Annotated in this window: 17 protein-coding genes; 6 read left to right on the top strand and 11 right to left on the bottom strand. The window is 40.2% G+C overall.

The genetic code is table 11. From position 1 onward, the window contains the following. The 6 genes from L5B83_RS07155 to metH all read left to right on the top strand — a co-directional run bounded on the left by L5B83_RS07155 (position 1) and on the right by metH (position 7,900). A complete protein-coding gene (locus tag L5B83_RS07155; protein WP_250350154.1) occupies positions 1–174 on the top strand; it encodes an antitoxin VbhA family protein in 174 nt (57 codons plus the stop codon). After that, positions 161–751, top strand: coding sequence for a Fic/DOC family protein (locus L5B83_RS07150; protein WP_250363089.1), 591 nt, complete (start codon positions 161–163; stop codon positions 749–751). Before L5B83_RS07155 ends, L5B83_RS07150 begins: the two co-directional genes overlap by 14 nt. 152 nt (positions 752–903) lie before the next feature. Next, the gene (gene accA, locus L5B83_RS07145) at positions 904–1,857 is read left to right on the top strand and encodes an acetyl-CoA carboxylase carboxyl transferase subunit alpha (RefSeq protein ID WP_250363090.1); all 954 of its coding nucleotides are present in this window, start codon (positions 904–906) and stop codon (positions 1,855–1,857) included. Between the two features lie 75 nt (positions 1,858–1,932). Then, a complete protein-coding gene (pdxY, locus tag L5B83_RS07140) occupies positions 1,933–2,793 on the top strand; it encodes a pyridoxal kinase PdxY (RefSeq protein WP_265778001.1) in 861 nt (286 codons plus the stop codon). Between the two features lie 14 nt (positions 2,794–2,807). Beyond that, complete coding sequence (tilS, locus tag L5B83_RS07135) at positions 2,808–4,100, top strand: tRNA lysidine(34) synthetase TilS (RefSeq protein ID WP_265778000.1); 1,293 nt, start codon at positions 2,808–2,810, stop codon at positions 4,098–4,100. 110 nt (positions 4,101–4,210) lie between these two features. Continuing rightward, positions 4,211–7,900: a methionine synthase gene (gene metH, locus L5B83_RS07130; RefSeq protein WP_265777999.1), complete on the top strand. Its 3,690-nt coding sequence runs from the start codon at positions 4,211–4,213 to the stop codon at positions 7,898–7,900. 67 nt (positions 7,901–7,967) lie between these two features. Here metH and L5B83_RS07125 read toward each other — a convergent pair whose 3' ends face one another. The 11 genes from L5B83_RS07125 to L5B83_RS07075 all read right to left on the bottom strand — a co-directional run bounded on the left by L5B83_RS07125 (position 7,968) and on the right by L5B83_RS07075 (position 21,192). Further along, complete coding sequence (locus tag L5B83_RS07125; RefSeq protein ID WP_250350525.1) at positions 7,968–9,152, bottom strand: NRAMP family divalent metal transporter; 1,185 nt, start codon at positions 9,150–9,152, stop codon at positions 7,968–7,970. Positions 9,153–9,193: 41 nt separating this feature from the next. Then, positions 9,194–9,934 carry a 5-oxoprolinase subunit PxpA gene (gene pxpA / locus L5B83_RS07120; RefSeq protein WP_250350526.1) on the bottom strand — a complete coding sequence of 247 codons (741 nt, stop codon included), beginning with the start codon at positions 9,932–9,934 and terminating at the stop codon, positions 9,194–9,196. Continuing rightward, on the bottom strand, positions 9,921–10,853 hold the full coding sequence (locus tag L5B83_RS07115; RefSeq protein WP_265777998.1) for a biotin-dependent carboxyltransferase family protein: 933 nt from the start codon (positions 10,851–10,853) through the stop codon (positions 9,921–9,923). Before L5B83_RS07115 ends, pxpA begins: the two co-directional genes overlap by 14 nt. Continuing rightward, positions 10,850–11,500 (bottom strand): 5-oxoprolinase subunit PxpB, encoded by a 651-nt coding sequence (gene pxpB, locus L5B83_RS07110; RefSeq protein ID WP_250350528.1) that lies wholly within the window; start codon positions 11,498–11,500, stop codon positions 10,850–10,852. The genes L5B83_RS07115 and pxpB overlap by 4 nt, the downstream gene beginning before the upstream one ends. A 170-nt stretch (positions 11,501–11,670) precedes the next feature. Next, complete coding sequence (locus tag L5B83_RS07105; protein WP_265777997.1) at positions 11,671–13,044, bottom strand: YdgA family protein; 1,374 nt, start codon at positions 13,042–13,044, stop codon at positions 11,671–11,673. A 151-nt stretch (positions 13,045–13,195) separates the two neighbouring features. Beyond that, positions 13,196–15,124, bottom strand: a complete 1,929-nt coding sequence (locus L5B83_RS07100) for an ABC transporter ATP-binding protein (RefSeq protein ID WP_265777996.1) — start codon at positions 15,122–15,124, stop codon at positions 13,196–13,198. A 261-nt stretch (positions 15,125–15,385) separates the two neighbouring features. Continuing rightward, positions 15,386–16,594 (bottom strand): PD-(D/E)XK nuclease family protein, encoded by a 1,209-nt coding sequence (locus L5B83_RS07095; protein WP_265777995.1) that lies wholly within the window; start codon positions 16,592–16,594, stop codon positions 15,386–15,388. A 37-nt stretch (positions 16,595–16,631) separates the two neighbouring features. Further along, on the bottom strand, positions 16,632–17,429 hold the full coding sequence (locus L5B83_RS07090; RefSeq protein WP_265777994.1) for an ABC transporter ATP-binding protein: 798 nt from the start codon (positions 17,427–17,429) through the stop codon (positions 16,632–16,634). Continuing rightward, positions 17,422–18,393 carry an iron ABC transporter permease gene (locus tag L5B83_RS07085; RefSeq protein WP_268739355.1) on the bottom strand — a complete coding sequence of 324 codons (972 nt, stop codon included), beginning with the start codon at positions 18,391–18,393 and terminating at the stop codon, positions 17,422–17,424. Before L5B83_RS07085 ends, L5B83_RS07090 begins: the two co-directional genes overlap by 8 nt. 5 nt (positions 18,394–18,398) lie before the next feature. Beyond that, the gene (locus L5B83_RS07080; RefSeq protein ID WP_265777993.1) at positions 18,399–19,193 is read right to left on the bottom strand and encodes a helical backbone metal receptor; all 795 of its coding nucleotides are present in this window, start codon (positions 19,191–19,193) and stop codon (positions 18,399–18,401) included. Positions 19,194–19,281: 88 nt separating this feature from the next. Beyond that, positions 19,282–21,192 carry a TonB-dependent receptor plug domain-containing protein gene (locus tag L5B83_RS07075; protein WP_265777992.1) on the bottom strand — a complete coding sequence of 637 codons (1,911 nt, stop codon included), beginning with the start codon at positions 21,190–21,192 and terminating at the stop codon, positions 19,282–19,284. Positions 21,193–21,347 lie beyond the last annotated feature (155 nt).

Here is a 21,347-nt window from a genome sequence, read left to right as displayed (position 1 = left end):
ATGCATCATCTACAAGAACAACAGATTAAACAGCAAGCCTTACAATTTGCGATTGATAATAATCGGCTTGAAGGGCTATACCTTCCCCCAGAAATACTCCATTATTTTCAAAAATGGGTAATTGGTGAAATCACTATTGCAGAATTAAAAGTGAAAACGAATGAAGTATCGTAGCACTGATCCTATGCTAAATAAAAATGGCGTACTCATTAATAAGCTAAAAATCGAAACGCAAGAGGAACTAGATAAAAAAGAAGCTCAAATTACAGCGATTCAAACTGCGATATTATTGATTACACCTATGCAAGGGCAATTTGATATTGCTCACCTAAAAGCCATTCATAAACATTTGTTTAATGAAATCTATTCTTGGGCAGGTGAAATTAGAAATATTGATATTTGCAAAGGCGATACAATGTTTGCAACAAGTTCAAGAATTGTTCCAGAGTTAGAAAAATTGTTTAATCAGCTAAAAAACGAACAATTTTTAAAAAGTACAGCTTCTGAAAAAATCCCAGCAAGATTGGCTTATTATTTAGGGGAAATAAATGCGATACACCCGTTCCGTGAGGGCAATGGTCGAACACAACGATTATTCATTCATCAATTAGCTAAAACCCTAGGCTTTTACTTAAATTTTGAACAAGTAAGTGAAGATGAAATGATTCAAGCGTCTATTTTATCGCATAAATGCGATTACAGTGCTTTAGAAAAAATTATTAAGCAGGGATTAACCCCCATTCCCAAATAATAAAAAAAGATTTTAGCAAGTCGTCTAACCAGCTAACTGCAAAAAACACTACTTTTTTTGCAAAAAACGCATAAAATATTGGGTATATTTGCACGCTAAGTAAAATATTGCTAAAGTGCTTACTAATTTTGCCGAAAAACTAGGAATAACAAATGAGCCAAGAATACTTAGATTTTGAACTCCCGATTGCTGAACTTGAAGCGAAAATTGAATCGTTACGCGCAGTCGCGGGACAAGACAGTGAAATCAATCTTGATGATGAAATTGCTCGCTTACAGAAAAAAAGCGAAGAATTAACCAAAAAAACATTTGCGAATTTAGATGCGTGGCAAGTTTCCCGTATGGCTCGCCACCCGAATCGTCCTTATACATTAGACTATATTGAGCATATTTTCACTGAATTTGAAGAATTAGCAGGCGATCGCGCCTTTGCTGATGATAAAGCGATTGTAGGTGGTTTAGCTCGTCTAGACGGTAAACCGGTTATGGTGATAGGTCATCAGAAAGGTCGTAGCGTAAAAGATAAAGTAAAACGTAATTTTGGTATGCCTGCCCCTGAAGGTTATCGCAAAGCCTTACGTTTAATGGAAATGGCAGAGCGTTTTAAACTCCCTATTATCACGTTTATTGATACACCCGGTGCATACCCCGGCGTAGGTGCAGAAGAACGTGGGCAATCGGAAGCCATTGCTCGCAACTTGCGTGAAATGTCTATGCTAAAAGTGCCGATTATTTGTACTGTCATTGGTGAAGGTGGTTCAGGCGGTGCGTTAGCCATTGGTGTGGGGGATAAAGTAAATATGTTGCAATACAGTACTTATTCCGTGATCTCCCCTGAAGGCTGTGCTTCTATCCTATGGAAAAGTGCCGAAAAAGCCTCTACTGCCGCAGAAGTAATGGGCTTAACTGCGGATCGTCTGCAAAAATTATCACTGATTGATAATATTATCCCTGAACCATTGGGCGGAGCGCATCGCAATTATGAGCAAATGGCACAAAATCTGAAACAACGTTTACTTGATGATTTAGCCGACTTAGAAATTCTTGATTCCGACACCTTGCTAGAGCGTCGTTACCAACGCTTAATGAGTTACGGTTATTGCTAAAATAAAAAATGTGCGGTTTTTTAACCGCACTTTTACTTTCACGCATTTTTAGAAATGCACAATAAGGATAGCAAAATGAAACACCTTCTTTCTATTCAATCTCACGTTGTTTATGGCTATGCTGGCAATAAATCTGCCACCTTCCCGATGCAGTTACTCGGTATTGATGTTTGGGCGTTAAACACCGTTCAATTTTCTAATCATACACAATATGGTCAATGGACTGGAATGGTAATGCCACAAGAACAAATTGGTGAAATCGTGCAAGGCATTGATAATATTGGTAAATTACACAAATGCGATGCGGTGATTTCAGGTTATATCGGTGCGGCTGAGCAAGTGGAAGAAATCATTAATGCCGTACAAAAAGTGAAAGCACGCAATCCAAATGCGGTTTATTTATGCGATCCCGTGATGGGACATCCAGACAAAGGCTGTATCGTGGCAGATGGGGTGAAAGAAAATCTCATCAATCTGGCTATGGCACAAGCGGATATTATCACCCCAAATTTAGTCGAATTGCGTGAGTTGAGTGATTTGCCTGTAGAAAATTTTACCCAAGCCATTAATGCAGTAAACCTGATTTTAACGAAAGGGCCAAAAAAAGTCTTGGTAAAACATTTAAGTAAGGTAGGACAAGATCCAAGCCAATTTGAAATGTTATTCGCGAATGAACAAGGTATTTGGCATATTAGTCGCCCACTTCACCAATTCAAAAAAGAGCCTGTTGGTGTTGGTGATTTAACTGCGGGACTATTTATGGCGAATTTACTCAACGGCAAAAGCGATGTGGAAGCCTTTGAGCATACGGCGAATGCCGTCAATGATGTAATGACCGTTACACAACAGCAGGATAATTATGAGCTGCAAATTGTGGCGGCACGTGAACAAATTGTTCGCCCAGTAAGCCAATTTAAAGCGGTTAAACTGGCGTAATACGCCTCTCTGCTATGACGCTAATTGAGCAAGTTCAACAGCAATTACAACGCCAGCCTAACACGCATTTTCTTATTGCGTTAAGCGGTGGGCTGGATTCCACCGTATTGCTTGCTCTGTTAGCAAAATTACGCGAAAACCAACCGCACTTAGCGTTGCGCGCGATCCATATTCATCACGGATTAAGCCCTAATGCCGATGATTGGGTTCGCCACTGCCAGCAGCTTTGCCAACAATTTTCCATTCCACTGATCATCAAAAAAGTGCAACTTGTTCAAGGAATGGGCATTGAAGCGGCTGCCCGCCAAGCGCGCTATCAGGCTATTGCGCGTCATATTAAAACACAAGAAATATTACTCACCGCACATCATCAACAAGATCAAACGGAAACCTTTTTTCTTGCCTTAAAACGTGGCAGTGGCGTAAGTGGTTTATCTGCAATGAAAGCACAAAGTGCGGTATTTAATCTGCGTATTTTTCGCCCTCTACTCGACTTTTCACGCCAACAACTTTGGCAATATGCCATAGAAAATCAATTATCTTGGATTGAAGATGAAAGCAATCAAGATAACCAGTACGAACGCAATTTCTTACGTAATGAAATCTTACCGAAGCTGCGTGAACGATGGGAAAATTTCGATCAAGCGGTGCAACGCAGTGCCACTCATTGTGCGCAGCAGCAGCAACTTTTAACAGAATTATTACAGCCTGAACTAGAAAAATATGCCAATAAAATGCACCGCACTTTTGATTTGACGGATTTCTCGCAATGGTCTGTATTGAAACAAAACGCCCTGCTCCGCTTATGGTTGGAAACCTTACAACAGCCTATGCCTTCCACCAAGCAGTTAGAACAACTGATTCAAGATGTGATTCTGGCTCAACCGGATCGTAATCCACAATTTCAACTGGGAGATAAAATGCTCCGCCGTTATCAACAGTGTCTGTATTTAACGGAAATCTTTGCCGATCTGCGCCAAATTCACATTCCTGTGATCTTAAACCAGCCCCTTGCACTGCCCGATCAGTTGGGAACAATTTGTTTTAGCCAAACAGAATCAGCCATTCAAGTTCAGTGGCAAAATCAAATTTATTCCCTCCCACTGACAAATTTACCGATCTCCATTCGTTTTGCTTATTCGGGCAAAGTTCACAATGCACAAGGCATTCATCAGGACATAAAAAAATTATGGCAAGCGCATAATGTACCTGTTTGGCAACGCCAACGTACCCCACTCATTTTCTATGGAGAGAATTTTCAAAGTGCGGTAGGATTCTTTCAAAATTTTGTGCCTGCAAGCACATAAAACTTGTACAAGTTTACCCGACACATTTTCCCGCATAAAGATAAGGTTTGACACAACCCCACCTTATTTCTATTATGCCTGTTATTTATTAAACGCTAAGCTGTAACAAAATGAAACAACATCCTTCTTTTTCTCTTATTTCACAAGCCCTTAAAGATCGCATTCTTATTTTAGATGGTGCGATGGGAACAATGATTCAACAATATAAACTCACCGAAGCAGATTTTCGTGGTGAACGTTTTAAAGATAGCCCGATCGATTTACGCGGAAATAATGATTTACTTACCCTTACCCAACCTTTGGTGATTCAAGCTATTCACGAAAAATATCTTGCCGCTGGTGCAGATATTATTGAAACCAACACCTTTTCCGCCACCACCATTGCACAAGCGGATTATGCCCTTGAGAGTATCGCTTATGAGCTAAATTTTGCCGGCGCGAAATTGGCTCGTTTAGCGGCGGATAAATATAGCACGCCAGAAAAGCCCCGTTTTGTGGCTGGCGTGCTTGGGCCAACTAACCGCACGGCGTCTATTTCACCGAATGTTAATGATCCGGCTTACCGCAATATCACCTTTATGCAATTAGTGGATGCCTATGCAGAAGCAACCAAAGGCTTAATTGAAGGAGGCGCGGATCTGATTATGATCGAAACGATTTTCGACACCCTCAATGCCAAAGCCGCCGCCTTTGCGATTGATCAAGTGTTTGAAGAACTTGAGATCAAATTACCTATTATGATTTCTGGCACGATTACCGATGCCTCAGGACGTACGCTCTCAGGGCAAACCACCGAAGCATTTTATAACTCGCTTCGCCACGTAAAACCGCTTTCTTTCGGCTTAAACTGTGCATTAGGCCCAAAAGAATTGCGTCAATATGTGGAAGTGATGTCTAAAATCAGTGAAACCTATGTGTCTGTTCACCCTAATGCAGGGTTGCCAAATGCCTTTGGGGGTTACGACTTAGGTGCAGAGGAAATGGCTAGCTATATTCAGGAATGGGCAGAAAATGGTTGGCTTAATATTGTCGGAGGCTGTTGTGGCACAACGCCAGAGCATATCCAAGCCATTGCCGATGTTGTTAAAAATGTGCCACCAAGAGCCTTGCCTGATTTACCGGTGGCAATGCGTTTATCTGGCTTAGAGCCGCTAAACATTGATGAAAACAGCCTCTTTGTAAACGTAGGCGAACGCAATAATGTGACGGGTTCTGCAAAATTTAAAAAATTAATTAAAGAAGAACGCTATGCTGAAGCCATTGAGATTGCCATTGACCAAGTGGAAAATGGCGCTCAAGTGATCGATGTCAATATGGATGAAGCATTACTCGACAGTGAAAAATGTATGGTTCAATTCCTTAATATTATGGCGACTGAACCTGATGCTGCCAAAGTGCCAGTGATGATCGATTCGTCCAAATGGGAAGTCATTGAAGCCGGTTTGCAATCTATTCAAGGCAAGGGGATTGTCAATTCCATTTCCCTTAAAGAAGGTAAAGAGAAATTTGTCGCACAAGCCAAACTGATTCGTCGTTATGGCGCTGCTGCGGTGGTGATGGCGTTTGATGAAGTCGGACAAGCAGACACAGAAGAACGTAAAGTGGAAATCTGTACCCGTGCTTACCATATTTTGGTCGATGAAGTGGGCTTTCCTCCTGAAGATATTATTTTTGACCCAAATATCTTCGCAATCGGCACAGGGATTGAAGAACACAACAACTATGGCGTCGATTTTATTAACGCCACAGGGCGAATTAAACGCGCACTTCCCCACGCAAAAATTTCTGGTGGCGTATCCAATGTTTCCTTCTCGTTCCGTGGTAACAATCCGATGCGTGAAGCTATTCACGCGGTTTTCCTTTACCACGCGATCAAACAAGGTATGGATATGGGGATCGTCAATGCGGGTCAATTAGCAATTTATGATGATCTTGATCCCGAATTGCGTGAAATTGTAGAAGATGCCGTACTCAATCGCCGTGCTGATGCCACCGATCGCCTACTAGATATTGCCGACAAATACAAAGGGGTCGCCAGTGAAAATAACGATAATGGTGTGGCTGAATGGCGTACTTGGCCTGTGGAAGAACGCCTAAAACACGCCTTAGTAAAAGGGATCACCAGCCATATTATTGAAGACACGGAAGAAGCGCGTTTGCAATTTAGCTCCCCATTGGAAGTGATCGAAGGCCCATTAATGGCAGGAATGGATGTGGTGGGGGATCTATTCGGAGACGGCAAAATGTTCCTACCACAAGTGGTAAAATCCGCACGCGTGATGAAACAATCCGTCGCTTATTTAGAACCTTTTATTAACGCGACCAAACAGCAAGGTGTCTCAAGCGGAAAAGTCGTCATCGCTACGGTAAAAGGGGACGTCCACGACATCGGCAAAAACATTGTGAGTGTCGTATTGCAATGTAATAATTTTGAAGTGATCGATCTCGGCGTAATGGTGCCGGCGGATAAAATCATTGAAACAGCAATCAACGAAAACGCCGATATTATTGGATTGAGTGGGTTAATCACACCGTCTTTAGATGAAATGGAATACTTCTTAGGCGAAATGAACCGCCTAGGCTTGAGCTTGCCTGTGATTATCGGTGGTGCAACCACCTCCAAAGAGCATACCGCGATCAAACTCTATCCAAAATACAAGCACGAAGTGATCTACACCACCAACGCGTCCCGCGCAGTAACGGTTTGTGCTGCCTTGATGAACCCAGAAAGCAAAGCGGAACTTTGGCAACGTACCAAACAAGAATACGAAAAAATTCAGCACAGTTTTGCCAACCGCAAACCATTACGCCAACAGCTCCCAATTGAACAAGCACGCGCTAACGCGTTCCCCGCGTTTTCTGGCGAATGGGCGGATTATCAAATACCACAACCAAAACAAACTGGCATTATCGAATACAAAAATGTACCAATTTCAACCTTACGTCAATTTATTGACTGGTCACCATTTTTCCGTTTATGGGGATTAATGGGCGGCTATCCTGACGCCTTTGATTATCCTGAAGGCGGCGAGGAAGCACGCAAAGTCTATAATGATGCCCAACAAATGCTCGATGAATTTGAACAAAATGGCAAGCTCAAGCCAAGTGGTATTATGGGAATTTTCCCTGCTTATCGTAAAGGCGATGATATTGAAATTTATCAACATTCTGACCGCACTTCTGTTGCAGGTATTGCACACCATTTACGACAACAAAGTGAACGCGGAAAAAATAGCAAAAGCCCCTATAATTTTGCTTTAAGTGATTTTATCGCCGATCGCGAAAGTGGACAGCAAGATTGGCTCGGTATGTTCGCCGTCTGTGCTGGCATTGAAGAACACGACTTAGTGGATAGCTTCAAAGCTGCAGGTGATGATTACAATGCGATTTTACTACAAGCAATAGGTGATCGTTTAGCTGAAGCAATGGCAGAATACTTACACTTTGAGCTTCGCACTAAGGTATGGGGCTATTCCAATGAAACCTTCAATAATGAAAATCTCATTGCAGAAAATTATGTCGGCATTCGCCCCGCCCCGGGTTATCCAAGTTGCCCAGAACATACAGAAAAACAATTGATTTGGGATCTCCTTGAAGTGGAACAACGCATTGGAATGAAGCTCACTGAAAGCTACGCAATGTGGCCTGCTGCCAGTGTCTGTGGTTGGTACTTCACCCACCCAGCCAGCAACTATTTCACCCTAGGTCGCATTGATGAAGATCAAGCGCTAAACTACGCCAAACGCAAAGGTTGGAATGCAAAAGAAATGCACAAATGGCTCGGTGTTTCGATGAAATAAATTCAAATAAGTAAACTAAAAAAGTGCGGTGATTTTTCACCGCACTTTTTGTATGCTCAAGTCGCCATCACGCCATTAGGTTGCCAATGTATTTTGATAAGGTCATTACACTTAATACTGCCATCAAAATCACCACTAACGCGCCTGCTGCCGTCATCCAAACAGGGTGTTTGTAGTCTCCGACAATTTTACTACGATGTGCTGCGAGTAAAATTAATCCGAGTGAGATTGGCAGAATTAAACCATTTAACGTTCCAACAAAAACAAGCACTTGTGCAGGTTTCCCGATAGTTGCAAGCACGGCGGTAGAAATAACAATAAAGACAATAATCCAGCAATTTCTATGCTTAGCAATAAATGGTGAGAAAGTGGTTAAGAAAGAAACGGAGGTGTAAGCCGCCCCAATGACAGAAGTAATCGACGCTGCCCAAATCACGATACCAAAAATAATTAAACCCAGATTACCTGCCACGTGAGAAAAAGGCGTTGCGGCGGGGTTAGCTGGATCAAGTTTTACACCTTGCGAGACCACGCCTAACACAGCAAGGAATAACACCACGCGCATAATTGATGCGATCAAAATGGCAGAAACAGAACTTTTACTGACTTCTTTTAAGGCGTCTTTCCCCGTTATCCCCGCATCAAGTAAACGATGCGCGCCAGCAAAAGTGATATATCCACCAACGGTTCCCCCAACGAGGGTAACAATTGCAATCACATCAAGTTTTTCTGGCATAAAGGTATGAACCGCTGCCTCAGCAATTGGTGGTTGGGCATTAAGCGCAACATAGATTGTCAGTGCGATCATCACAAAGCCCATCACTTGTGCAAAGCGATCCATTATTTTTCCCGCTTCTTTAAAAAGAAAAATACCAACCGCAATTGCTCCACTGATAATCGCGCCAGTTTCCGCAGGCAAGCCTGTCAGGATATTTAACCCCAAGCCAGCGCCACCGACATTACCAATATTAAATGCTAAGCCACCCATTACAATTAATACTGCTAAGAAATAGCCTGCCCCCGGTAAGACCGCATTAGCAATGTCTTGTGCTTTTTTCTCCGAGACGGCAACGATACGCCAAATATTTAATTGCGCCCCAATATCAAGCAGAATAGAGAGTAAAATCACAAATCCGAAGCTTGCGAATAAAGTTTGGGTGAAAGTTGCGGTTTGAGTTAAAAAGCCGGGTCCAATCGCAGAAGTTGCCATCAGAAAAGCGGCACCTAATAATGCACTGCGGTTTTTTATCATAAAATACTCCTGTATATTGTTGTTATTCGTTTGTTTTAGGTTTAATTTGATTTCAATTGAATGTTGTGTTCTGTTAAAGCCTGACGAATTTTTTCGGCAAAAGAAATGGCGTGTTCACCGTCTCCGTGCAAACAAATACTATCCGCTTTGATTGGCACGGCGACTCCTTCAACACTAGGCACGGTACCTTGTAGCACCATTTGTAGTACTTGGCTAATCGCCTCATCATCACTTTCTACCATTGCATCTGGGCGAGTACGAGGCACTAATGAACCATCAGCAAGATAATGACGATCGGCAAACACTTCTGAAATAATGCCTAAGCCTTGTTGCTCTGCTACATTCAACATTAAACTTCCCGATAAACCCATTAATTTAAGTTTGGGATCAAAAGCTTTTAAGGTTTGCGCAATCAACGTCGCCAGTGCCTCATCTTTTGCCGCTTGGTTATACAAGGCACCGTGCGGTTTAACATAAGTCAGTGGCACATCTTCCGCTTCGCAAAGCGCTTTAATTGCGCCAAGTTGATACAGCAAACAGGCTTTCAATACTTCATCAGGCAACTGCATATTCGTGCGACCGAAATTATCCCGATCGGGAAAACTTGGGTGCGCACCGACTTGTACTTGATTTTCTTTCGCCCAACGAATCGCTTTTCGCATTTCGTTAAAATCCCCTGCGTGTAAACCGCAAGCGACATTGGCTGATGTTACAAGCTGTAATAAGCGTTGATCATTACCACAGCCCTCTGCTAAATCCACATTTAAATCAACGTGTTTCATTTACTTTTCTCCTTATTTGGGCTAAATAATCTTGATTTTGTTGATAACGTTCCCGCGCCTCTTGATGAGAAATGACAGAAAAATGCACCGCACTTTCTAATGGTGTTTGCGCTAAACGCCCCAAATCTGCCTCGATTACACAAGCAATTTTAGGATAACCGCCCGTAGTTTGGGTGTCCGCCATTAAAATAATCGGCATTCCATCTGGTGGCACTTGCACTGTTCCCATTGGTGCGGCGTAAGAAAGCATTTCCAACGGTTGGGTGAGATTGAGTTTTTGCTCACCACGAAATCGGTACCCCATTCGACTGCTATTTTTTTCTAATCGCCAAGGTTGATGTTGCAAATCTTGCTGACTTTGAGCCGTGAACGCCGTAAATTCTGATGAAGCAACAAGATGAATGCTATTTGTGAAATCAATCGGTTCAATACTGATGGAAGAAAGGAAAGTATCACGTTTTGCTGTTGCTAAGTGATCTCCCGCACGCAGTAAGCGCCCTTGATAGCCACCAAATTCTGCTTTGAGATCCGTGCTGTAAGCGCCTAGCACTTTTGGCACATTAAAACCACCAGCGACACAAAGATAAAGATAGTTCCCCATTGTGAGCCGTTTGACCGTTAAACGCTGACGTGGTTTTGCGGTGTATCGCCAATAAGAATAAATCGGCTGGTCATCAAGAAAGGCTTCGCACAACGCTCCCGTTAAACAAAAAGGCGTATCGCAATCAAAAGTAAGACTAAAACCGCCTAAGGTTACTTCAATGGCGGCACTATTAGGCTCATTTTTCAGTAAAAGATTACCCGCCTGCAATGCCAATGCGTCCATTGCGCCTGCGTGTCCAATGCCAAAATTACGAAAACCAAAACGCCCTAGATCTTGGATATGGGCAAATCCATACATCGTTTCAATGTAAATCATAGCGTTATACTCTCCACTACAAATTTTACGTTATCCCCCGCCATTAATAACACGGGCGGATCTTGCCGAATATCAAATAATGGCATTTCTGTTCGCCCAAGTAATTGCCATCCTCCCGGTGAAGTAAAGGGATAAACCCCTGTTTGGCTACCACCAATACCTACTGAACCAGCGGGAACTTTGGTTCTAGGTTGATCGCGTCTTGGCGTATGAAGATTTTCAGGCAAGCCACCTAAATAGGGAAATCCCGGTTGAAAGCCCATCATAAAAACCGTATAAGTGGGTGCTGTGTGGCGTTGAATAATGTCTTCTGGTGTGGTGTGATGAAATTTTGCAACATCAAATAAATCTTCGCCAAATTCCCCACCATAATGCACAGGAATTTCAATTAATCGACTTTCTCGGACTTGAATTTGCTGCTCGCTTTGTTGCCAATAGTGCAAAACTTGTTGCTCAAGTGCGGTTGGATTTATGTCAAAATGATAAAACAAGGTGAAGTTATTCATTCCCACCACCACTTCTTGTATATCTGGATGCTGACGCATTTGCTCCGCAACAAGCCAAATACGTTGTTGTTTTTTTAGCTCCGCAGGTGGCGGTAAAGAACAAAGAAGAGAACGTTCGCTGGTTAAAGAAAAAGTTAGCATAAAACACCCCTAACTTGTTAATAAGATGTTATTTTTCTAACGTTCTTTCAACATACTGTCAAGGGAAAAATGCAGAATTTTACTTAAGATAGAATTTATTCAAATTTGATAAGTTATTTTTATTGAAAAATAAAAAGCCACTTCATTTCCAAGTGGCTTTTATCATTAAATTAACGCATATTCATCATTAGTAAGAAGAATGTCATTACAACTTCTTTCTCCGAGAGTTCTTGATGATTAAAAATGAGTTTTTGTTTTTCTTTATCCAAAAAGAGGTTAAACGTGGCATTATTCTCTTTTATCACTAGCAGATTATGCTGTTCTGCATCAGAAAAATAATGCTGGATAGTATTTTCAATTTCTTGCTCTGGTCCAATATGACCATACACCTCAGATAAGTTTGTAGCCAATTGAACGACACCTTTTTTCTCTAACTTGGCATTAATTTGAAACTTATTAAATGCATTAAAAAGTTTACTGCTTTCAATTAATGATGGCGCATCTTTATTCAAAGCCATTTCTAGATTTCCGTCTAATGCTTTACCTTTATCATTAAAAAGTTCAAGTTTTGTAATATTCAACACAGGCTGATTTGCCAAAATTTCTGTTTGAACTTGCTCAAAAAGTTGAGTATTAGCACGATTATCTTCATTCAGCTCATTTAACCGATTCAATGCGTCAGCAGAAATATGGTTGATTTCCCCCGCCAGTTTCAATCCTGTAATTGGTTTATTATTTATGGAAATATTTTTAACATCATAATCAAAGTCCATATCTAAGAAATTCTCTTTAACTTTAACATTCCCTTTTGCGTTGATGTTATCGAAAGTGATTTCTTCTTTTTCTGAGTCTTTATTTACAGCAATTTTTTTAATAGTAACTTTGGATTTTCCTTGATAAATATTTTTCCATTGTGTTGGTAAAAAGTCGCCTTCAGTCTCTACATTTTCCGCAATAATGCGTACTCCCTTAGGATCAAGAAAAGAAAACTTACTCGCATTGATTTCAGATTTTCCATATCCTTCCTGATTTAAATTAAATTTACCTGTTATATTCCAACTAATCTCGCCATTCTCTTCCAGCTTATAAATAACATCAGAGCCAATTTTTCCTTTTAATGCTTCGCCATAACTCATTCTTACAACTGTTCTCAATGGATTTTTTCCATTATCTGCAAAATAAGCCTGTGTCTCTGGCGTTTTTTCTACTTCTGTATCCGCAGAAAATAATGCAAAAGAAAAATCATTTAAGGTGATAGGGCCGTGATAAATTTTTCCCACAAAAGGAATGACTTCATTGAAGGTTGCGTCTTTTATTTCTAGCTGGTAATGAACATTTGAACTAAAAAAGCCACGATCTAAAACGGCATCTTTGATTTGCACAGAATAGCCTGTGTCAGCAAAAGATTGCTGTAAACGTTGATTACTAAATTGAATATAGTCGATATATTTTTGTTCGGTGATTTTTCCTGTGTACCACGCACCACCGCACCAAGCACCACCAAGAATAGCAAGCAATCCTACGGATAAAACTGATTTTTTCATTACTTTTCCTTTTAAATAAAATTTGCAGAAAAATAACACAATTAGCCATAAATCGCAAAAATCGTATAAAAATAAAGTGCGGTGGTTTTTGAGACAATTTAATAGGCAAAACTTGTTAAAAAACCACCGCACTTATTTTTACAGTCAATGATCAACTCGCGCCACTTTTCTTTTCTTCCAACATTTCCCAACGGGCAAATGCTTGTTCTAACGCCTGCTCTGCTTCAGCGAGTTGTTGGAGTTTGTCTGTGGTGTATTGGTGATCTTGCTGGAAAAAATTGGGATCAGAGACTTCCGCTTGAAGTGCGGTGATTTTTTCTTCCAAATTTTCCAATTTTTGCGGCAATTGTTCTAGCTCTCGTTGCTCGTTGTAAGAAAGTTTCACGGGGCGATGTTTTACTGGCTTATGTGAAACCTTGCTAAGTTCCAGCACGCTTTCTGCTTTTTTCTCTTTCGCTTTTTCTGCTTCTTTCAAGGCAAATACATTCGCTTGTTGCTGTTTCGCATCGTGGAAACCGCCCACATATTTGTTAATAATCCCATTGCCTTCAAAAATGTAGGATTCTGTTGCTGTGTTATCAATAAATTGGCGATCGTGGCTCACAATCAGCAACGTGCCTTGATAATCAGCTAGTAATTCTTCCAATAATTCTAAGGTTTCCACATCCAGATCATTGGTTGGCTCGTCCAAAATCAGTAAATTATTTGGTTTAAGCAATAATTTTGCTAATAACAAGCGGTTACGTTCCCCCCCTGAAAGGGCTTTCACTGGCACCATTGCGCGTTTTGGTGGAAATAAGAAATCTTGCAAATAACCTAAAACGTGGCGTTTTACACCATTAACTTCAATATCTTGTTTGCCATCTGCAACGTTATCCATTACCGTTTTTTCAGGATCGAGATCAGCACGATACTGATCAAAATAAGCAATTTCTAATTTTGTGCCACATTTAATATGCCCAGAAGTTGGCTGAATTTCACCCAAGAGCAATTTAATTAACGTCGTTTTACCTATGCCATTTGCTCCTACCAAAGCGATTTTATCACCACGCAAAATCGTCGTTGAAAAATGCGAAACCAGTGTTTTCCCTGCAATTTCATAACTCACATCTTCAACTTCAAAGACGATTTTGCCTGAACGGGTAGAATTATCCACTTGTAACTTGGCACTGCCCTGCACGTCTCTACGCTGACGACGTTCTTCTCGCAAGGCTTTCAACGCTCTCACTCGCCCTTCATTACGGGTTCGGCGTGCTTTAATCCCTTGCCGAATCCAAACTTCTTCTTGAGCAAGTTTTTTATCAAATAATTCATTTTGTAACGCTTCAACACGAAGATTTTCTTCTTTTTCAATAAGATATTTAGCGTAATCGCCCGGGTAAGAGACTAATTGTCCACGATCAAGATCCACAATGCGGGTCGCCATTTTGCTGATAAAAGCACGATCGTGAGAAATAAAAATAATTGAGTCAGTAAAGCTCAGCAAGAAATTTTCTAGCCATTCAATAGCATCAACATCAAGATGGTTAGTGGGTTCATCGAGCAATAATACATCAGGATCACACACCAATGCACGAGCCAGTGCCGCTTTACGTAACCAGCCACCGGATAACTCAGCCAATCGCATATTTGCTTCAAGCCCTAGTTTCATTAGGGTTTCACGAATTTTATTTTCAAAACGCCAGCCATCTGCGTGTTCAAGCTGAGTTTGAATTTCTGCCAAACGATTTAGCGTACTTTCACTATATTGCTGTTCAAGTAAATCAGAAGTGCGGTGATATTCTTTCAATAAATCAGCTAAATGCGCAATACCTTCTGCAACGTAATCAAACACGTTACCCTGTGCATTGCGAGGGGGATCTTGTTCAAGGCGAGAAATGACTAAATCACGCTCAAATTGCAGACGTCCGTCGTCCATCACCATTTCGCCTGCCAAAATTTTCATTAAGGTAGATTTGCCTACCCCATTACGCCCAACTAAACAAACACGTTCGCCTGCTTCAATGTATAAATCCGTGTGATCTAGCAAGGGATGATCACTAAAAGAAAGATAACCGTTGGTTAGACTAATTAACGCCACATTATGTCCTTTAATTTCTTAAAAAATTGTCCTTATTTTAGCAGTTATTCATCATATTGAGTAGAAATAAGAACGATGTGCCATTTTGCTCTCTTTTTAAAAAGTAAAAATGATTTATAGTTGATGAATTCTAGAAGATCAAATCAAATCTGAAGCCTGTCAGCTAGAACCTAGCTGCCTATTAGATCAATTGATAGAAGATAAGATCTAATCTTCAGAAGAAAATACACAAAAATGCGGTGAAAAATCACCGCACTTTTTCTATTTATTCGTAATGCATTTTAATTCTTCTAAATTTTCATTGGCTTGCTTAATAAAAGGCTCTAATAACTCAAAAATTTGTTTTGCTAGATGACCAGTGATAACGTCTTTCCAAGTTTTTCCATCCCAATTTCTTAAGTTTCCATTGCAATATTGCCATTGTATCCACCATTTAGCTTGTTCAAATCCTTCTAATTTAAATATTTCTTCTAATCTTTGGTAATTTTCCTGTGAGATATTATCTTTATTAGCCCAAAATCCATAATATACATTATGATACTTTTTATTGTCATTTGCGATACCTATACTCCAAGAATACTTTTTATCTTCTTTATCAAGGAAAATACCTTCTTTATGTATATTATAAAAATGCCAGTTATATTTAATCATTCTCGAATATTTTTTGTTATCGTTAAGGATCTTCTGAAGTTGTTGAACTAAACTATCTTCTAATTTTTGATAAATATTATCTGATAACTCTAATAACGTTGTTGCTGTTTCAACCCAATTAGGATTTTTCACTAACTCATCTAATAATTGATTATTTTCTTTTGTTTCATTCATAATATCTTCCTTTAAAAACTGTATAAAACTCTGACAAAAAGCCCGAATATTTGGAGCGACTATTGGCGTTTGCTCCAGCCACTTAATCAGATCTTCTGCACCAATAGCTTTTGCTTGATTATCTTGAATTAATTTATTCCATCTATCTGTATCAATAGATTGTTCACTAGGCGGTTTCTTAAACGGGGATAAATAGATCAAACAACAAAAATTAGGGCTATAACGATTAATATCTTTCCAGTAATCTTCTAATTGGTTATTTTGATCGACTGCATATCTTAACTTATTTTCAATAGAAATAATCCATTGGCGTTTATTATGTAAAAAATCTTCAATAAAAATATCGTGTCTTCTATTATTAAAAGTTGCGTTTTCACAAGTTACTGACACGTTGTTATAAGACAAATATTCTGGCAGGTTTAAATATTTTAATAGACTATTTAAAAATAAGTCTTGCTGCCCGTGATTTTGACTAGGGTCAAGTAAGAATGCAATGATTTCAGATAAACCATTTTCATTAGTTCTTATAAATTGAAAAGGGCTAAAACGGCTCGCATCATATAACTCTGTTTTAGCATTTTCACGCTGAAAAAAAGCGAGTGTTTTATGAATTTCAGATAAGGATTTAAGTGGTTCACTTGTCATTTTCTTTTCTCATTTTTGATTAAATATAAATAATTAATCATAATTTATGAATAGTTCCAAACATTCTTTTTTCCACATCAATCTCCGCCTTAACGCCAAACGCAATGGCTAAATTTTCTGCGGTTAAGGCATCTTGCGTATTGCCGTGGGCGAGTAAGTTGCCTTGGTGTAGCAAGATAATCTCATCGCAGAAACGGTAAGCCAGATCAAGGTGGTGAATGGCGACAACGCAGGTGGTGCTTGGGGTGAGTGATTTTAATTGTTCTAAAATATCAATTTGATAATAAGGATCAAGGGGGGCAATGGGTTCGTCTGCCAATAAGATTGGTGCGTTTTTTATGCAACAACGGGCAAGCTGAACACGGGCTTTTTCGCCACCTGAAAGCTGTTGGAAAGGTTGTTCTAACAGATGTTGAACCGAAAATTGGCAAGCGATTTGCTGGATCTTTTCTTTCTGCCATTGCTTATTTGATGAGTGAAATAAACGATCAAAAAACGTGTCTTTTTTTGACCGCACTTTTTCACTAAGATTATCCATCGTTTCAGGTAAACCAAGTGCGATAACATCATAGACAGATAAATCCCAATAAATCGCTGTGTTTTGAGCGAAATACGCCAATATTTGGCTTTTTTGAATTAAGCTCATTTTATTGAGCGGTTGTTCATTAAATAAAATCGTGCCTGTTTCAAGTGGTAAAATGCCAGCAATGGCTTTGAGCAAAGTGGACTTCCCTGCTCCATTACCGCCCATTATGCCCACCAATTTACCTTGCGGAATGTGGCAAGTGATATTCTGAATGCCGTAGGAAAGGCTAACATTATGCAATTTAATCACGGGCTAATCTCCGTTGTTGGGTAAGCAAGATCCAAATCAAGCAAGGGGCGCCAATAATGGCGGTCAGTGTGCCAATATAAATATGCGAGAAAAACGGGATATATTGAATAGCAAGATCAGCAACTAACAACAGTAATGCGCCCATTAAGCCACTTGTCAAATAAAGTTGTGATGGTTGTTTTTTGATCCAAATGCGGGCAAAGTGCGGCGCAATTAAGCCAATAAATCCGATTGTCCCTGTTTGTGGAATGGTTGCGCCCACCAGCAACGCCACGCCAAGAGTGGTGATAAAAAAGCTACGTTTTGGGTCAATACCCATCGTGCTAGCGGTTTCTTCCCCGAAGGTGAGTAAATCGAGGTAACGGCGTTGGCAATATAAACAAATTGCACCGCCCACCACAATAGGCAATGAAAGCAAGAGCGGTGTTATTTTCGCCCAGATTAATGAACCCTGTAACCAGCGGTATAATTCCGCTAATGCCCAAGGGCTTTGCGCATTGGAAAGTAATAATGCAATGGCTGAACCGAGTAACATATTCACTGCAACCCCTGCTAAAATCATCATTGTTGTGCCTTTATTTTTAGCGATGAAATAAACCAACAAAAAACTGCCTAACGCTCCTAAAATGCCACCAAACAGTAAAAAGGATAAGGGTAAAGAAAAATAATACAGTAAAAACACGCTTGCAGTGGTTGCCCCATTTGCTGCGCCAAGTAAGCCGGGGCTAGCCAATGGATTTTGAAATAATCCTTGCATTGCATTGCCCGCCACAGCAAGGCTTGCTCCGGTTAAAATAGCCAAACCTAGACGTGGCAAACGAATGTCCCATAACACCAAAGCTCGCATATCCGTAGCAATCCCTTGTGCATTGCGTAAATGCGCAAAATCACCAAGCTGATGAAAAATGGCAAAGGCAATCAACAAAAGTAATAAGACAAAAAGGGAAAGGTTTAATCGTTTCATTCTAGTTATTCTTCCTTATTGAGTTGGCGATAAATCATTTCCGCCCCTTGCCAAACACCGTGATCAAAGCAATAGCCATATTTTAATGGCATTGTTGCCATTCGTTGTGCGGGAAACATATTGGCTAACAAAGGGTGATTAAGCACTTCAGCCTGTTCGTTATAACCTTGTTTATCACGGATAGAAATCAGCCAATTCGGTTGCGCACGCAACAGTTTCTCAAGGGAAAAATTTTGTGCGGTTACTGCATTTTCGAGGGGGGTTAAGCCAAGCAATTTTAGCAACACTTGATATTGCGGAAAAATGGGTTCTACCACCCCAGTATCAGAAAGAATTAAGGTGTGGGTGTGAGCTTGATTAAGCTGAAAATCGCTGTTTTTTAGCTTTGCCACCAGTTGCTGTGCGTGTTTTTCATTACCAAGGCGTTTGCCTAATTGTAGGATTAATGCAAAAAGCTGCTCTGCCGTTTGTGGGCTATCATTAATAGGGAAAATCTTTACGCCAAGTTTTTTGAGATCGGCGACCAGTTGCGGATAAAACTGCTCATTGAGCAAAATGGTTTTATCTAAATAAGGCAACAAATCTGTTAATCGCGCTTCAAGTGCGGGTTTATGTTGATTAACTTTATCCAGCATCATTAAGGGATTAGTTGAATAAATAGATTGTGCGGCAATTTGTTCAGGGCGTGCTAATTCAGCCAAAAGCCTATCACTACACAATGTCAGTGAGACAAATTGCTCTTGCGCCCAAAGCGGAACGGAAAAGAAAAGTGCGGTGAAAAATACGCGAATTTTTTGCATTAAAAAATGATGTCCCCAAAAAACAAAGTGCGGTGAAAATTTTATTAATTTTACACCGCACTTTCACAAAAGCCTATCTGCTTATGGGTTAGAAGCTGCCTTTTAAGCCCACATATAAGGTGCGACCATATTGGCCATAGCCTGCAACGCTTTCATATTTTTTATCAAACAGATTATTCAAGTTGGCATACACATTTAAGTTTGGCGTAACTTGATAATTCGCGCCAAGGCTAACCAAGGTGTAAGAAGGCATTTTTACTCTTGCAGGATAAATAGTATCAATGCGTTTACCCACATAGTTTACATTCACATTCGCACCCAACGCTTCTGTGATATGATAGGCTAAACCTAAATTTGCCATATGTTTTGGACGGCGAAGTAATGCTTGACCGTTACTATCTTTTGTTTGGGTATAAGTATAATTGGCATAAGCGCTTAAATCATCGGTGATTTTGCCGTTATAAGCGACTTCAACGCCTTTGATGCGGCTTTTGCCTTCAAGATTGATAGATTGTGTTCTAGTTGCACTAATTAAATCTTCAACTTTGCGTGCAAAATAGGTTACATCAAGTTGATGCGCTTTATCGTTACTTTCCAACAATAAACCAAATTCGCCACCGACACTTTTCTCGGGTTTTAAATTTGGGTTAGCTGCATAAGAACCATACCAACCATAAAAATCAATTAAACTTGGATTGTGAATAGCACTGCCAAAGCTGGCGTGGGCTTTCAAGTTATCAGATAGACGATAAGCCCCCGCAATGCGCCCCACAAAGGCATTTTTATATTTTGAGTTATCCACATAACGGCCACTTAATGAAAGGCTGTGATCCGCTTTGCTAAATAAACGATATTCCGCCGCAATGCTTTTTTCCGTAAAGGCTTTGGTTTCTTTATCAATGAAATTTAGAGAATCAAATTTTGTTTTTTGATAATCGGCTAACAAACTTAAACCTTGGGTAATCTCCCCTTCGCGGTCAAAATTAATGTCTAATTGATAGCTACCATTAATGCGCTTACCGCGGGTTTCATTAGAATCAGAAGAATGGTTATCCACCTTAGTTTTCACTTTGCTCACGCTGAAGTGATGCTTTAAGAGATCTTGCTCTGTACCGTAATAACCGCTTAATTTTAATAAATCTTGGCGTGTGCGAGAATAATTATCTGCTGTGGCTTCTTGGCTTAATAAATACGGATCGGTATGAACCGTTTGAGATGAATGAGAAGCCAATACTTCCACACCTTGTCTGCCATCATCATAGCCTAATTTTGCTGAAACGCCATCACGGTGGAATTTATCTCTTTCTGTCGCTCCATACGTTTGGACAGCGTGTCCATCTTCTGAGCGATAATAAAAGCGATGTTCACTCAATGCAGAAATATTTTTTGTACTATGGCTATCACCAGAAAATGCATAATAAAAGCCTTTGTTATAGCCTGATACTGTGGCTGAAGCATCATAAGTGCCTTTTGATCCCATTCCGACATTAAAATCTACATTAAATGGTTTATCTGTATGCAGGCCTGTTTTCGTGGTGATATATACCACACCGCCCATTGCATCACTGCCCCATAACGCAGATTGTTCACCACGCAACACTTCAATGCGATCAATATTGCTTAAGGTTAAGCCACCAAAATCAAAACCACCGCTGCCAATATCATTCACTCTTACACCATCAATAAAAACAGCGGTTTGGTTAGAATTTGCACCACGCAAGAATAAACTTGTTATCGCACCGCGTCCCCCTGAAGCACCGATTGCCACACTTGGCACAGTTTTTAATACATCAGAAACATAAGTGGCATCGCGTTCAGCAAAATCTTTTTCAGTTAAAACCGTCACGGATGAGGCAGTTTGATCTTCATTCACGGGAGTGGCATAAGCAGAATACACATAAATAGGTGCAAGAGCTTCGCTTTGTGTTACGTTTTCTGTGGCATAAAGTGCGCTAGAAAACGCAAACAACATTGCTGTGGTAATCATATTTTTTTGCATTGTCTTTCCTTTCTACATAAAAAATGGCGCTATTTTGACACAGCCCCACTTGCTTCGCAAATCCGAATTATTCATTATTACAATGAATGTTATTCATTTTTCTATCTTTGCCGTTATAAAAAATCAGCAAAAACTGACCGCACTTTAGAAATGAC

The organism is Avibacterium sp. 21-599, from assembly GCF_026226765.1.
Lineage (GTDB): Bacteria > Pseudomonadota > Gammaproteobacteria > Enterobacterales > Pasteurellaceae > Avibacterium.
This window is presented reverse-complemented; position numbering and strand designations above follow the sequence as displayed.

Coding starts and splice junctions, on each gene's coding strand:
- accA (WP_250363090.1), top strand. CDS start 904: ATGAGCCAAGAATACTTAGATTTTGAACTCCCGATTGCTGAACTTGAA.
- pdxY (WP_265778001.1), top strand. CDS start 1,933: ATGAAACACCTTCTTTCTATTCAATCTCACGTTGTTTATGGCTATGCT.
- L5B83_RS07095 (WP_265777995.1), bottom strand. CDS start 16,594: ATGACAAGTGAACCACTTAAATCCTTATCTGAAATTCATAAAACACTC.
- L5B83_RS07085 (WP_268739355.1), bottom strand. CDS start 18,393: ATGAAACGATTAAACCTTTCCCTTTTTGTCTTATTACTTTTGTTGATT.
- L5B83_RS07150 (WP_250363089.1), top strand. CDS start 161: ATGAAGTATCGTAGCACTGATCCTATGCTAAATAAAAATGGCGTACTC.
- L5B83_RS07080 (WP_265777993.1), bottom strand. CDS start 19,193: ATGCAAAAAATTCGCGTATTTTTCACCGCACTTTTCTTTTCCGTTCCG.
- L5B83_RS07115 (WP_265777998.1), bottom strand. CDS start 10,853: ATGATTTACATTGAAACGATGTATGGATTTGCCCATATCCAAGATCTA.
- L5B83_RS07105 (WP_265777997.1), bottom strand. CDS start 13,044: ATGAAAAAATCAGTTTTATCCGTAGGATTGCTTGCTATTCTTGGTGGT.
- metH (WP_265777999.1), top strand. CDS start 4,211: ATGAAACAACATCCTTCTTTTTCTCTTATTTCACAAGCCCTTAAAGAT.
- L5B83_RS07125 (WP_250350525.1), bottom strand. CDS start 9,152: ATGATAAAAAACCGCAGTGCATTATTAGGTGCCGCTTTTCTGATGGCA.
- L5B83_RS07075 (WP_265777992.1), bottom strand. CDS start 21,192: ATGCAAAAAAATATGATTACCACAGCAATGTTGTTTGCGTTTTCTAGC.
- L5B83_RS07155 (WP_250350154.1), top strand. CDS start 1: ATGCATCATCTACAAGAACAACAGATTAAACAGCAAGCCTTACAATTT.
- pxpB (WP_250350528.1), bottom strand. CDS start 11,500: ATGCTAACTTTTTCTTTAACCAGCGAACGTTCTCTTCTTTGTTCTTTA.
- pxpA (WP_250350526.1), bottom strand. CDS start 9,934: ATGAAACACGTTGATTTAAATGTGGATTTAGCAGAGGGCTGTGGTAAT.
- tilS (WP_265778000.1), top strand. CDS start 2,808: ATGACGCTAATTGAGCAAGTTCAACAGCAATTACAACGCCAGCCTAAC.